Here is a 13,489-nt window from a genome sequence, read left to right as displayed (position 1 = left end):
CCCGTCGATGCTCGCCGCCCTGCTCCTTCTCGCCGCCACGAACCCCACGCTTGAGCAGGCGCAGACCTGCCGGGCGCACATGGAGCTGTTCATCGCGGAGTCGGCGCGCGAGTCCGGGCGCGTGCCCGGACCGAGCTGGTTCGTTCGCGACTGGTGGATCGACCGGGCGATCGACGCGGGGTCTCCGGAGGACGATGACGACATCATCGCCGGTCTGATGGACGAGCTAAGGTCGCTGGAGACGACCGACCCCGACCGGTTCGAGGCGGGCCGGTCCGAGTGCGTCGACACCGCCCTGGCGGCAGGCGCCGTGCCGGGGATGGAGCCGGGATGAAGCTGTTCACCATCGGGTATGAGGGCGAACCGCAGGCGGCGGTGATCGACCGGCTGAAGGCGGCGGGCGTGGCGGTGCTGGCCGACGTCCGGGCGGTGGCGGCGTCGCGGCGGGCCGGGTTCTCGAAGACGGTGCTGGGCTCCAGCCTCGCCGACGCCGGGATCGAATACGTCCACCTGCGTGACCTCGGCACCCCCAAGGCCGGGCGGGACGCGGCGCGGAAGGGCCGGATCGGCGAGATGCGCGCGATTTTCGCCGAACACATGCAGGAGCCGCCGTCGCAGCTGGCCTTCGAACGGCTGCGGGAGATCGCCCGGGACCGGCCGACCGCCCTGCTGTGTTTCGAGGCGGACCACGCCGGCTGCCACCGCTCGGCGCTGGCCGAGCGGCTGCAGGCGGAGGACGGCTTCGAGGTGGTGAACCTCTAGGCCGCCGCCTTCTTGCCTTCGAAGTTTCCGTAGAAGGTCTCGCCCTTGGCGGCCATGTCGCGGAGCAGTTGCGGCGGCGAGAAGCGGTCGCCGTATTTCGCCGCGTACTGGTCGGCCTGGGCGACGAATTCCTTGAGCCCGGTCTGGTCGATCATCGTGATCGGGCCGCCGGTCCAGGGCGCGAAGCCCCAGGCCAGGATGGCGCCGACGTCGGCCTCGCGCGGGTCGTCGATGACGCCCTCTTCCCAGCAGCGGGCCACCTCGACGGCCTGGCGGTAAAGCAGGCGGCGCTTCTGGTCCTCGACCACTTCGGGGGTCGAGTCGTTGATCTTGACCGGGGCGAGGTCGGACAGGCCGGACCACAGCTTTTTCGGCTTGCTGTCGTAGTCGTAGAAGCCCTTGCCGTTCTTGCGCCCGTAGCGGCCGAGGTCCTCGACCATGGTCTGGACGATCTTCCAGCCCGGCAGCGGCTCATAGGCGTCGCCGAGGTCGTCCTTGGTCTGTTTGGCGATCTTGACCGACAGGTCCAGCGCGACGTCGTCGTGCATCTCCAGCGGGCCGCGCGGCATGCCGGTCATGCGGCCGATGTTGTCGATCATGGCGGGGGCGTAGCCCTCCTCCAGCATGGCCAGACCCTCGGCGACATAGGTGCCGAAGCAGCGCGAGGTGTAGAAGCCGCGGCCGTCGTTGACGACGATCGGGGTCTTCTTGATCTTCATGATGTAGTCGAGCGACTTCGCGATCGCGAAGTCGCCGGTCTTCTCGCCCAAAATCACCTCAACCAGCATCATCTTGTCGACCGGCGAGAAGAAGTGGATGCCGATGAAGTCCTCGGGTCGGACCGAGGCCTCGGCCAGACCGGTGATCGGCAGGGTCGAGGTGTTGGAGCCGAACACAGCGCCGGCTTCCAGCTGGGCCTCGGCGCGTTTGGTCACGTCGGCCTTGATCTCGCGGTTCTCGAACACCGCCTCGATCACCAGGTCCGAGCCCTTGATCAGGTTGTAGTCGGTGGTGGCGGTGACCGAGCCAAGCAGGGCGTCGAACTTGTCCTGCGTCAGCTGACCGCGCGACAGGCGTTTCTTCAGCAGCTCCTCGACGTGGGCCTTGCCCTTGTCGGCGGCTTCTTGGGTCTGGTCGATCAGGATGGTCTCGATCCCGGCCATGGCCTGCACATAGGCGATGCCTGCCCCCATCATGCCCGCGCCAATGACGGTGACCTTTTTCGGGTCCGACTTCAGCACGCCGGCCGGACGCACCGCGCCCTTGTCGAGTTCCTGCTTGGACAGGAACAGCGAGCGGATCATCCCTTGGGCCTGCGGCGTCATCAGGGTCTTGATGAAGTAGCGGGTCTCGATGCGCAGGGCCGCGTCCATGGGCACCTGCACGCCCTCGTAGACGGCCTTCATCAGGTTCAGCACGGCCGGATAGTTGCCGTAGGACTGCTTGCGCAGCATGGCGTTGCCGACAAGGAAATTCTGGATGCCGGCCGGGTGGTAGGGACCGCCGCCGGGCAGTTTGAACGACTTGTCGTCCCACGGCTGGACGGCCTTGCCGCCGCTCTTGATCCACGCCTTCGCCGCCTCGACCTCGCCGCCGACCGGCACGACCTCATGGACGATGCCGGCGCCCTTGGCGTCATTGGGGCGGAAGGACTTGCCCTCGCTCATGGCCATCATGGCGGCCTGCACGCCGACCAGACGTGACAGCCGCTGGGTGCCGCCGCCGCCGGGGAAGAGGCCGACCTTGATCTCGGGCAGACCGAGCTGGATCTTCGGGCTGTCGCCGACGACGCGATAATGACAGGCCAGCGTCAGCTCGAGGCCGCCGCCGAGAGCGAGGCCGTTGATGGCCGCGGCGACCGGCTTGCCGCAGGTCTCCAGCGCGCGCAGGGCGCCGTTCAGCCGCCAGCCGGCGTCGAAGGCGGCCTGCAGGTCGGCGCCGCCGAGCATGCCCGAGGCCATGTCGCCGAGATCGGCGCCGGCGCAGAAGCCCGAGGCCTTGCCCGAGGTCAGCACCGCGCCCTTGATGGCGTCGTCTGTCTTCACCCGTTCGACCCACTCCGGAATCTCGGCCATGACGCCCGAGGTCAGGGTGTTCATCGACCGTCCCGGGACGTCGAAGGTGATCAGGGCGATGCCGTCAGCGTCGACGTCGATCTTGAAGTTTTCCATGATGTTCAGCTCCCGGATCAAACGCGTTCGATGACGGTGGCGGTGCCCATGCCGCCGCCGATGCACAGGGTGATCAGGGCGGTTTCCTTGTCCGAGCGCTCCAGCTCGTCCAGCACCACGCCGGTGATCATGGCGCCGGTGGCCCCGAGCGGATGGCCCATGGCGATGGCGCCGCCGCAGACGTTGATCCTGTCGTGCGAGATGTCGAGCGCCTGCATGAAGCGCAGCACGACGGCGGCGAAGGCCTCGTTGAGCTCGTAGAGGTCGATGTCGGTCGACTTCATGCCCAGCTTGCCGAGCAGTTTGTTGGTCACGAACTCCGGACCGGTCAGCATGATCGAGGGCTCGGAGCCGATCGAGGCGGCGCCGCGGATTTTCGCCCGGGGCTTCAGGCCCATGGCCTTGCCGGCTTCCAGCGTGCCGATCAGGACGCCGGCCGAGCCGTCGACGATGCCCGAGGAATTGCCGGGGGTGTGAACGTGGTTGACCCGCTCGACCTCGGGGTAGCGCTGGTTGATGACGCTGTCGAAGGCCATCTCGCCCATCATGGCGAAGGACGGGTTGAGGGCGCCGAGGGTCTGCATGTCGGTGTTGGGGCGGATGGTCTCGTCGCGGTCGAGCTGGACGAGGCCGAGCTGGTTCAGAACCGGGATGACCGAGCCCTTGAACCGGCCCTCTTCCCAGGAGCGGGCCGAGCGCTTGTGGCTCTCGACCGCGTAGGCGTCGACGTCGTCGCGGGAGAAGCCCCACTTGGAGGCGATCATGTCGGCCGAGACGCCCTGGGGCACGAAATAGGTCGGGAAGGCCGAGGACGGATCGACCGGCCAAGCCCCGCCGTCGGAGCCCATCGGCACCCGGCTCATGGCCTCGACGCCGCCGCCGACGGCGAAGTCGGCCTCGCCGGCTTTGACCTTGGCCGCGGCCATGTTCACGGCCTCGAGCCCGGAGGCGCAGAAGCGGTTGATCTGGACGCCGGCGACGGTCTGGGCCCAGCCCGAGTTCAGCACGGCGGTGCGGGCGATGTCGGCGCCCTGCTCGCCCACCGGCGAGACGCAGCCGAGGATGACGTCGTCGACCTTCGAGGTGTCGAGGTCGTTGCGGTCCTTCAAGGCATCCAGCACCTGGGTGGCGAGGCTGAGCGCGGTGATCTCGTGCAGGCTCCCGTCCTTCTTGCCCTTGCCGCGCGGGGTGCGAACCGCATCGTAGATATAGGCGTCGGCCATGGAGGATCTCTCGCTGCTGAAGGAGGGTGCGGATTCGAAACTCGGTCGTCAGAAAACCTACGTTTACGTCAACGTCAAGTTTTTTCCCGGAAGCGGCCGAAGTGTCCGGGCCTTCCGAAAATTCGTGGATACTTCGGAGCGGGCGGCTCCCGTCCCCCCTGTATTTAGGGAAAACCAGCGGGATCGCCACCTCGTGGGCGGCTCAGCGTCCACGCCGTCGGGCGGGCAGCGGCCCTGTACGTCGGGCTCCGGACGCATGAAGGCGTCAATTCGCGAGAACGACTCTCACCTTGGCAAGCCACGGGAACACGTGCGCCTTCCGCGACTTAAGCCGCCATAGCCTGCCCACACCAGAGAGGAACAGAGATGGCCCAGACCTACGAAGAGATGGACGCGATCGCGATGCTGAAGGCCGACCACCGCAAGGTGGAGGAGATCTTCGAGCAGTTCGAGAAGGCGACCTCGAAGGCGAAGAAGCAGGAGCTGGCCGAACAGGCCTGTCTTGAGCTGAAGGTGCATACGGTCATCGAGGAGGAAATTTTCTATCCGGCCTGCCGCGGCCAGATCGAAGAAGACCTGCTGAACGAAGCCTATGTCGAGCACGACAGCGCCAAACAGCTGATCAATGAGATCGAGGCGGGCGGGCCGGAAGAGGATTTCTACGACGCCAAGGTCAAGGTGCTGTCGGAGATGATCGAGCACCACGTCGAAGAGGAAGAGAAGCGCTCGGAGGGCATATTCAGCAAGGCCCGCTCGGCCGGTCTCGACATGGACAAGCTGGCCGAGGACATGCGAGCCCGCAAACGCACGGCCATGGAGGAGTTCCAGGCCGGCAAGCCCGCCGAGACGCGGACCATGGCAGGCGACGACGTCGAGAGCGCCATGACCGACGAGCCGCTCAACGAAGGCGCTCCGCGCTGAGGCGTGTCTTTCTCGCACGGCTGGCCGCCCTCGCCCTGACGGCGGGGGTGGTCGGCTGCGCGCCGACGCCGCTGCTGGTGGACCGGCGCCCGCCCCAGGCCCGGCCGGTGGTTCCGGTGGAGGCACCGCGCGAGGCGCCGCCGTCGACCGACGTCGAGAGACGCCTGCTGGCGGCCCACAACGCCGAGCGGACCCGGGTCGGCGTCCCGCCGCTGCGATGGGCGGACAATCTGGAAGCCGAGGCGAGAGTCTGGGCGCGCGAGCTCATCGGCAGCAACACCTTCGCCCACGACCCGACGAGGCACGGTCACGGCGAGAACCTGTGGACCGGCTGGGGCGGCCGCGTCTGGACGCCCGAGGAGATGGTCGGCGAGTGGATCGCGGAAAAGGCGGACTATCGCCACGACGTGTTCCCGAACGTCAGCCGCACCGGCAAGTGGAGCGACGTCGGCCACTACAGCCAGCTGGTCTGGAGGGGCACCACCCACGTCGGCTGCGCAATCGAGACACGCGGCGAACGCTCCGTCCTGGCCTGCCGCTATGCGCCGCCGGGAAACATCGACGGACGGCGGGCGTACTGAAGTGAGTAGGGCTTAGGGCTTAGGGCTTAGGGCTTGGTCGATCTGTGGCCGGGAGCGCGCCTGAAAGCTTCAGCACCTCGTCCCTAAGCCCTAAGCCCCAAGACCCAAGACCTTCGCGCCGGAACCGTCTCAACCCACATACCCCGCCTGCATCAGTTCGGCGATGTGGATGATGGCGACGGGCCGCTGGTCCTCGACCACCAGCAGGGTGGCGATCTTGTTCTGGGTCATCAGGTCGATGGCGTCGCTCATGCGGGCGTCCGGACCGATGACCTTGGGGCGCGCGGTCATCACATCGGCGGCGGTCAGACCGGCGAGGTCGCGCGAGAAGGCTCGGCGAACGTCTCCGTCGGTGACGATGCCGGCGAGGGCCCCGTCTCCGTCGAGCACCGCCACGGCGCCCTTGCGGCCCTCGGTGATGGCGGAGACCACCTCGGCGAAAGTCGCCGACAGCGGGATGGTAGCGGGAGCCGGCGGTCGGTCCCCCATCCAGTCGCGGACGCTCTGCAGGCTCATCCCCAGCTTGCCGCCGGGGTGATGCAGACCGAATGCTTCTGCGGTGAAGCCGCGCCGGTCCATCAGCACCATGGCCAAGGCGTCGCCCAAGGCGAGGGTCATCAAGGTCGAGGTCGTGGGAGCCAGGCCGTTCGGGCAGGCCTCGGCCACCTTGGGCATGGTGAGGCAGACAGCCGAGTTGCGGCCGAGGAAGCTTTGCGGCCGCTGGGTCAGGCCGATGACCGGAATGCCCTCGCGCTGGCAATAGATCAGCGGATCACGAAGTTCGCGGCTTTCGCCCGAGTTGGAGATGGCCAGCAGGGTGACGTCCTTGCGCAGCATGCCGAGGTCGCCGTGGCTCATCTCGGCCGGATGGACGAAGAAGGCGTTGGTGCCGGTGGAGGCCAGGGTGGCGGCGATCTTGCCGCCGATGTGGCCGGACTTACCCATGCCGGTGACGACCAGATAGCCGGAGCGGGACAGGATGATCTCGCAGGCCCGCGCCAGGCTGTCGTCGATCCCGGCCTCGAGGGCCTCCAACGCCGCGATGTTCAGCCGGATGACGTCGCGGGCGCGGGAGGTCATCGCCGCGGGATCGGCGGACAGGACGGGGCGGGCAGCATCGGTCATGCCCGCGATGTGGCGCATCGCGGGCTGTTGCACAATCCGGCGGTGCAACCGGCTGAATGCTGCAATGCGAGAAAATCCGGCCGGGGACTCAACCTTCGCCGCATGAAGGCGTTAGGGTCGGGCATGCCGAACCCCGACCTGAGCACCGATGGCGACGCGCCGACGGCGGCCGCCCCGCCGCCCCTGCCGCCTCCGCCCCTGACCCTGCCCCGCCCCGCCCTGTTCCTCGACATGGACGGCGTGCTTGCGCCGCTGGCCGAGACGCCGGACGCGGTCGTGCCCGACCCCCGGCGCACGGCGGTACTGCGGGCCGTCGCCGATCGCCTGCATGGCCGCGTGGCTATCATCAGCGGCCGGACCCTCGCCGAAATCGACCGCATCGCCGAAGCCAGCACCGCCTCCGCCTCGGGCGTGCACGGTCTGGAGCGCCGGCGTGCCGACGGCTCAATCCACCGCGCTGATCCGGCTCCGGAGGTCCGCGCCGCGGTGGCGGAGTTCGAGAGCTTCGCCCGCAGCCGGCCCGGCATCATCGTCGAGGACAAGGCCGTGTCGGCCGGCCTGCACTACCGGGGAGCCCCCGACGAGGGGGCCGACGCTCTCAGGCTGGCCGGACGGCTGGCCGATGAAACCGGACTGAGTCTCCAGGCCGGCAATCTGGTGGTCGAGCTGAAGACGCCGGGCAGCAACAAGGGCACGGCTCTGCAGGCCTTTATGCGCGAGAGCCCGTTCGCGGGAGCCGTTCCCGTAATGTTGGGCGACGACCTCACGGATGAGGATGGCTTCAAGGCCGCGGAGGCCTTGGGCGGGTTCGGCGTTCTGGTCGGTCCCCCGCGCGATACCGCCGCCCGCCACGGCCTGCCCGATGTGGACGCGGTGCTGGCCTGGCTGAACGCCGTCGAGGAGAGCGAATGACCCCCAACCTGGATCTCGCCCCGATCGGAAACTGCTCGATCAGCGCCCTGATCGACCGGGCGGGGCGCTATGTGTGGGCCTGCGCGCCGCGCGTCGATGGGGATCCGGTGTTCTCGGCCCTGATGGACGGGACCGACCCCGAGCACGGCTTCTGGGATATCGAACTGGAAGGGCAGAAGCACATTAGCCAGGCCTATATCCGCAACACGCCGGTGCTGCGCACCGTGCTGACCGCGGAGGACGGAGCGTCGGTCGAGGTGCTGGATTTCGCGCCACGCCACCCCAAGCACAGCCGCACCTATCGCCCGCTCGCCTTCGCGCGGATCGTGCGGCCGCTGCATGGCTCGCCACGCATAAAAATGCGGTTGCGGCCCTCGGCCGACTGGGGCGCACGGCCGGCCGAGAGGACCAGCGGGTCGAACCATATCCGCTACCTATGCACTGACGTGACCTTCCGGCTGACCACCGACTGCCCGGTATCACACGTCCTCAATGAGCGGACCTTCCGCCTCGAGCGCCCGCACGCCTTCTTCTTCGGCCCCGACGAGGGTTACGACGAGGATGTGGGCCCAGGGGTCTCGGCGGCGTTCGACCGCACCGTAGCCTATTGGCAGAACTGGGTGCGCACCCTCTACCTGCCGCTCGAGTGGCAGGAGGCGGTGATCCGCGCCGCCATAACCCTGAAGCTGTGCGCCTACGAGGAGACCGGGGCGATCGTCGCGGCCCTGACGACATCCGTGCCGGAATTCCCCGAGAGCGGGCGCAACTGGGACTACCGCTACTGCTGGATCCGCGACGCCTATTATGTGGTGCGGGCGTTGAACCGGCTGGGCGCCGTCGACATCCTGGAGAACTATCTGGGCTATCTGCGAAATCTGGTCGACGATTCGGCCGGCGGCCATGTGCAGCCGGTCTATGGCGTGGGGTTGGAGCCGGGCATCGGCGAGCGGATCATCGACAGCGTCGAGGGCTATCGCGGCATGAAGCCGGTGCGGATCGGCAACCAGGCGCATGAGCACCTGCAGCACGACGTGTACGGACAGATCGTGCTGCCGCTGGTGCAGGCCTTCTACGACCAGAGGCTGATCCGGCCCGGGACGATCGACGACTTCCATGCGCTGGAGTCGGTCGGCGAACGCGCCTTCGCCATGCACGACCAGGTCGACGCCGGCCTGTGGGAGTTCCGCACAATCGCCCGGGTGCACACCTATTCATCGGTCATGTGCTGGGCCGCCTGTGACCGACTGGCCAAGGCGGCGGCGCATCTGGGCCTGCAGTCGCGGGCTGAGGTGTGGAAAGAGCGGGCCCGGATCATCCACGAACGGATCGAGGCCGAGGCCTTCCTGCCCGACGAGGGACGGTTCGCGGCCAGCTTCGGCAATCGCGAGCTGGACGCCTCGCTGCTGCAACTGACCGATCTCGGCTTCCTCGACCCGAAAGACCCCCGGCAGGTGAAGACCTTCGAGGCGATCGAACGGGACCTGAAGAAGGGTCCCTACCTGTTCCGCTATGTCGAGGCCGACGACTTCGGGGAGCCGGAGACGGCGTTCAACTTCTGCACCTTCTGGTTCATCGAGGCCCTGCACCTGAACGGGCGGGACGAGGAGGCGCGGGAAATCTTCGAGGAGATGCTGAGCCGCCGCACCCACGCCGGCCTACTGTCCGAGGATATAGCGCTGGAAGACAACGAACTGTGGGGCAACTATCCGCAGACCTATTCGCTGGTCGGAATGATCAACTGCGCGGTCCTGCTGAGCCGGTCGTGGACGGACGCGCGATGAGCCGTTTCGACCGGACATTCAGGGACCTCGCGGACGGGAAGGCGGTTGCCAGCCCATGAGCCGCCTGATTGTCGTGTCAAACCGCGTGGCCGCACCCAGGGACCCCGCCGCCGGCTCGGCGGGCGGACTGGCCATGGCCCTGTCGGCGGCGCTGCGGAAATACGACGGCCTGTGGTTCGGCTGGTCGGGCGAAACGGTCGAGACCTTCACACCCGAGGCCAAGTTCGAGGACCGGGCCGGCGTTACCGTCGCTCTCGTCGACCTGGAGGCGCAGGATGTCGAGGAATATTACAACGGCTACGCCAACAAGACGCTGTGGCCCCTGTTCCATCACCGGGTCGACCTGACCGCCTACGAGCGGTCGTACGGCGAGGGCTACGAGCGGACCAATGCGCGGTTCGCCGAGGTGCTGGCTCCGCTGCTCCGGCCCGACGACCTGATCTGGATCCACGACTATCACATGATCCCGCTCGCCCGGGATCTCCGGCGACTGGGGGTGAAGAACCGCATCGGCTTCTTCCTGCACACGCCGTGGCCGGCGCGGCAGCTGCTGGTCACCCTGCCGCATCACCGGCGGCTGGTGGAGTCGATGTTCGACTACGACCTGATCGGCTTTCATACCCGCGAATGGCTGGACCTGTTCCGGGACTATGTCGCCTCGGAGCCGAGCGTGAACGGCAAACTCCTTCCCAATGACGCCGTGGAGGCCTTCGGCCGAACGGTCCAGACCGGGGTGTTCCCGATCGGCATCGACGTCGACGCCTTCCTGGCCGCGCGCAATTCCACCTTCGGGGCGCGGACCTACGACCGCATGGCGGCGTCGGCGGCGTTTCGCTCGATGATCGTCGGCGTCGACCGGCTCGACTATTCCAAAGGGCTGGAGGAGCGGCTGCTCGGCTATGAGCAGTTCCTCGAAGACAATCCGGACATGCGGGGCGAGGTCTTCCTGCTGCAGGTGACGCCGATCAGCCGCGACGAGGTCGATACCTATCAGGACATCCGGGCCCGCCTCGACGCCCTGGCCGGACGGGTCAACGGCGAATACGCCGACATGGACTGGCAACCCGTGCGCTACATCAACCGGACCTACCGCCGCGACCAGCTCGCCGGCATCTACCGCGCCGCCCGGGTCGGGCTGGTGACGCCGCTGCGCGACGGCATGAATCTGGTCGCCAAGGAGTATATCGCCGCCCAGAATCCGGACGATCCCGGCGTGCTGGTGCTGTCCCGCTTCGCCGGGGCGGCCGAGCAGATGGGCGAGGCCCTGCTGGTCAATCCGTTCAGCCGCGAGGAGTTGTCCGACGCCATCAAGCGGGCGCTGACCATGCCGCTGTCCGAGCGCAAGCGGAAATGGGAATGCCTGATGCAGGTGGTGCGAGACACCGACGTCGGCATCTGGCGCGACGACTTTGTCGCTTCCCTGACGGCGGTGGTGAAGCCGGCCGCCTGATCCGCCTCAGTATATTTCGATGAGACCCGCGGCCCCCATGCCGCCTCCGACGCACATGGTGACGACGCCGTATTTGGCGCCGCGCCGTTTGCCCTCGATCAGGACATGACCGGTCATCCGGGCCCCCGACATGCCGTAGGGATGGCCGATCGAGATGGCCCCGCCCGAAACATTGAGCCGGTCGTCGGGGATACCGAGCCGGTCGCGGCAATGGATCACCTGCACCGCGAAGGCCTCGTTCAGCTCCCAGATGCCGATGTCGTCGACGGTCAGGCCGTGGCGCTCCAGCAGGCGGGGCACGGCGAACACCGGACCGATGCCCATCTCGTCCGGCTCGCACCCTGCGACGGCCATCCCGCGGAAGGCGCCCAGCGGCCGCAGGCCCCGGCGTTCGGCTTCGGCTGCCGCCATGATCACGCTGGCCGAAGCGCCGTCCGACAGCTGGCTGGCGTTGCCGGCGGTGATGAAGCGACCCTCCTTGATCTCCTCGCCGCCGCCGAAGACCGGCTTGAGCGACGACAGACCCTCCAGCGTCGTGTCGGGCCGGTTGCCCTCGTCTTTCGACAGGGTGACCTCCTTCGGCGAAGTCTGGCCGGTCGCCTTGTCGACCACCTGCATGATGGTGGTCATCGGCACGACCTCGGCGTCGAGCCGGCCCTCGGCCTGGGCCGCGGCGGTCCGCTGCTGGGAACGCAGGGCGTATTCGTCCTGGGCCTCGCGGCTGATCCCGTAGCGCGCGGCGACGACCTCGGCCGTCTCCAGCATCGACATATAGATGTGCGGCACGCGCTCGATCAGGGCGGGGTCGCGCAGCCGGTGCAGGTTCATGGTCTGGTTCTGCACCAGCGAGATCGATTCCAGCCCGCCGCCGACGGCGATCAGCTGGCGGTCATGCACCACCTGTTTCGCGGCCGTGGCGATGGCCATCAGGCCGGAGGCGCACTGACGGTCGAGGCTCATACCCGCTGTGGTCACCGGCAAGCCGGCAGCCAGCGCCGCCTGTCGCCCGATGTTGGTGCCGGTCGAGCCCTGTTGCAGGGCCGCGCCCATGACCACGTCCTCGATCTCGGCGGGGTCGACGCCGGCGCGCTCGACCGCGTGCCGGATCGCATGGCCGCCGAGCTGCTGGGCCTGGGTGTCGTTGAACGCCCCGCGATAGGCCCGGCCGATCGGAGTCCGGGCCGTCGCTACGATCACCGCTTCACGCATGGGATGCTCCTTCGTTGCGCTATCGCTCGACGCGCGGCGTCTCGCTGCTTGAGCGCGATGTGGTCGCTGATCTAGCCGTCTGCCCTAACGTCAACGCAAGGGGTCAGCCATTGTGCGCCGTCTGCGCCTTGGTCAGTTCGACCATGCCCTGGGCCGCGCCCATCTCGGGCACGATCTCGCCGCTTCGGTCCGAGATTTCGGCGAAGCGGGCCGCCACCTGCTCGGGCGCGTCTTCTCCAGCGATCCAGGCTCCCTTGGTCAGGGTGATATAGGCGCGCTCGAAGCCGCCGGCCCCGGCGGCGAGAATGCAGCGACTGGGCGCGTCCTCGCTGACCAGGTGCAGCAGGCCCGGCGTGACCATCTCCGGTTCCAGCAAGTCCAGCGGCAGGCGGGCCCCAAGGTCTTCGGTCATGCGGGTGTGGGCGGTGGGAGCGAGGCAATTGACCCGGATGTCGTTCTTGGCCCCCTCGATCGACAGGGTCTGCATCAAACCGACCAGGGCCATCTTGGCCGCGCCATAGTTGGACTGGCCGAAATTACCGTAGAGGCCCGAGGAAGAGGTGGTCATAACGATGCGACCAAAGTTCGCCTCGCGCATGTGATCCCAGACCGCCTTGGTGCAGTTGACCGCCCCCATCAGGTGGACGTCGACCACGAAGCGGAAGTCCTCCAGCTCCATCTTGGCGAAGGTCTTGTCCCGCAAGACGCCGGCGTTGTTGACGAGAATGTCGACCCGGCCCCATCGGCTCATGGCGGCGTCGACCATAGACTGGACGGCGGCGAAGTCGGTAACCGAGGCGGCATTTGCCATGGCCTCGCCGCCGGCGGCTTCGATCTCAGCCACGACAGCCTCCGCGGCGGTCGCCGAGCCGCCCGATCCGTCGCGGGCGCCGCCGAGATCGTTGACCACTACCCGGGCCCCGCGCTGCGCCAGCGCCAGGGCATGTTCCCGGCCGAGGCCCCCGCCGGCCCCCGTCACGATCGCCACCCGACCGTCGAACCTCATCGCCATCCGTCTGCTCCATTGCGTTGACCGGAATCCCTAGCAGGCGTCCCGGATTGACGCAGCCCCGAGCGAATGTGTTGAAACGGCGCCACAGTCGCCGCATTCCAAACGAAAGTCAGGAACCGGAACCGTACAATACCGTTCGGCTCCGGAGCGTCCCGTGTAATGCGTGGGCATTCGGGCAACTATGAGTGTGAGGGATATCATGAAGGTCAAGCTTTTAGCTGGCGTCGCGATGGCGGGGCTGTTTGCAGCCGGCGCTGCGTCTGCCGATCCGAACGGCTGGTACGGCGCGATCGACGCCGGCTACCACATGCCGGAAGTCGATACGAACATCGGCGTTGAGAT

General features: G+C 67.6%; 12 protein-coding genes. 7 read left to right on the top strand and 5 right to left on the bottom strand.

The window, feature by feature from the left end; genetic code table 11:
• Positions 1-7 precede the first annotated feature (7 nt).
• Both HNQ67_RS13075 and HNQ67_RS13070 read left to right on the top strand, forming a co-directional pair.
• Complete coding sequence (locus HNQ67_RS13075) at positions 8-334, top strand: hypothetical protein (RefSeq protein ID WP_183256160.1); 327 nt, start codon at positions 8-10, stop codon at positions 332-334.
• Complete coding sequence (locus tag HNQ67_RS13070; RefSeq protein WP_183256158.1) at positions 331-762, top strand: DUF488 domain-containing protein; 432 nt, start codon at positions 331-333, stop codon at positions 760-762. The genes HNQ67_RS13075 and HNQ67_RS13070 overlap by 4 nt, the downstream gene beginning before the upstream one ends.
• Here HNQ67_RS13070 and HNQ67_RS13065 read toward each other — a convergent pair.
• On the bottom strand, positions 759-2,933 hold the full coding sequence (locus HNQ67_RS13065) for a 3-hydroxyacyl-CoA dehydrogenase NAD-binding domain-containing protein (protein WP_183256156.1): 2,175 nt from the start codon (positions 2,931-2,933) through the stop codon (positions 759-761). The two genes, HNQ67_RS13070 and HNQ67_RS13065, sit on opposite strands and share 4 nt — an antisense overlap.
• Before the next feature lie 17 nt (positions 2,934-2,950).
• Positions 2,951-4,156 (bottom strand): acetyl-CoA C-acetyltransferase, encoded by a 1,206-nt coding sequence (locus tag HNQ67_RS13060; protein ID WP_183256155.1) that lies wholly within the window; start codon positions 4,154-4,156, stop codon positions 2,951-2,953.
• Positions 4,157-4,522: 366 nt separating this feature from the next.
• On the opposite strand from HNQ67_RS13060, the gene HNQ67_RS13055 reads away from it, so the two are divergent.
• Together HNQ67_RS13055 and HNQ67_RS13050 are read left to right on the top strand one after the other, a co-directional pair.
• Positions 4,523-5,077, top strand: coding sequence for a hemerythrin domain-containing protein (locus HNQ67_RS13055; RefSeq protein ID WP_183256153.1), 555 nt, complete (start codon positions 4,523-4,525; stop codon positions 5,075-5,077).
• A 77-nt stretch (positions 5,078-5,154) separates the two neighbouring features.
• Positions 5,155-5,658, top strand: coding sequence for a CAP domain-containing protein (locus HNQ67_RS13050; protein ID WP_183256152.1), 504 nt, complete (start codon positions 5,155-5,157; stop codon positions 5,656-5,658).
• Between the two features lie 129 nt (positions 5,659-5,787).
• Here the strand turns inward: HNQ67_RS13050 and HNQ67_RS13045 are convergent, their stop codons facing one another.
• Positions 5,788-6,783, bottom strand: a complete 996-nt coding sequence (locus HNQ67_RS13045; RefSeq protein WP_183256150.1) for a KpsF/GutQ family sugar-phosphate isomerase — start codon at positions 6,781-6,783, stop codon at positions 5,788-5,790.
• Between the two features lie 123 nt (positions 6,784-6,906).
• Between HNQ67_RS13045 and otsB the strand changes: the two genes are divergently transcribed.
• From otsB to HNQ67_RS13030, 3 genes are read left to right on the top strand one after another with little or no spacing between them, the layout of a single operon-like run.
• Positions 6,907-7,695: a trehalose-phosphatase gene (gene otsB / locus HNQ67_RS13040; RefSeq protein WP_183256316.1), complete on the top strand. Its 789-nt coding sequence runs from the start codon at positions 6,907-6,909 to the stop codon at positions 7,693-7,695.
• Positions 7,692-9,476 (top strand): glycoside hydrolase family 15 protein, encoded by a 1,785-nt coding sequence (locus HNQ67_RS13035; RefSeq protein ID WP_183256148.1) that lies wholly within the window; start codon positions 7,692-7,694, stop codon positions 9,474-9,476. Before otsB ends, HNQ67_RS13035 begins: the two co-directional genes overlap by 4 nt.
• A 55-nt stretch (positions 9,477-9,531) precedes the next feature.
• A complete protein-coding gene (locus HNQ67_RS13030) occupies positions 9,532-10,926 on the top strand; it encodes an alpha,alpha-trehalose-phosphate synthase (UDP-forming) (RefSeq protein ID WP_183256146.1) in 1,395 nt (464 codons plus the stop codon).
• Between the two features lie 6 nt (positions 10,927-10,932).
• On the opposite strand, the gene HNQ67_RS13025 is transcribed toward HNQ67_RS13030, so the two are convergent.
• Both HNQ67_RS13025 and HNQ67_RS13020 read right to left on the bottom strand, forming a co-directional pair.
• Positions 10,933-12,135, bottom strand: a complete 1,203-nt coding sequence (locus tag HNQ67_RS13025) for an acetyl-CoA C-acyltransferase (protein ID WP_183256144.1) — start codon at positions 12,133-12,135, stop codon at positions 10,933-10,935.
• Between the two features lie 103 nt (positions 12,136-12,238).
• The gene (locus tag HNQ67_RS13020; RefSeq protein WP_183256143.1) at positions 12,239-13,147 is read right to left on the bottom strand and encodes an SDR family NAD(P)-dependent oxidoreductase; all 909 of its coding nucleotides are present in this window, start codon (positions 13,145-13,147) and stop codon (positions 12,239-12,241) included.
• Between the last annotated feature and the right edge of the window lie 342 nt (positions 13,148-13,489).

Source organism: Brevundimonas basaltis, assembly GCF_014202075.1.
Lineage (GTDB): Bacteria > Pseudomonadota > Alphaproteobacteria > Caulobacterales > Caulobacteraceae > Brevundimonas > Brevundimonas basaltis.
Note: the sequence above shows the minus strand (reverse complement) of the source record. Positions and strands in the feature narration are given on the sequence as shown.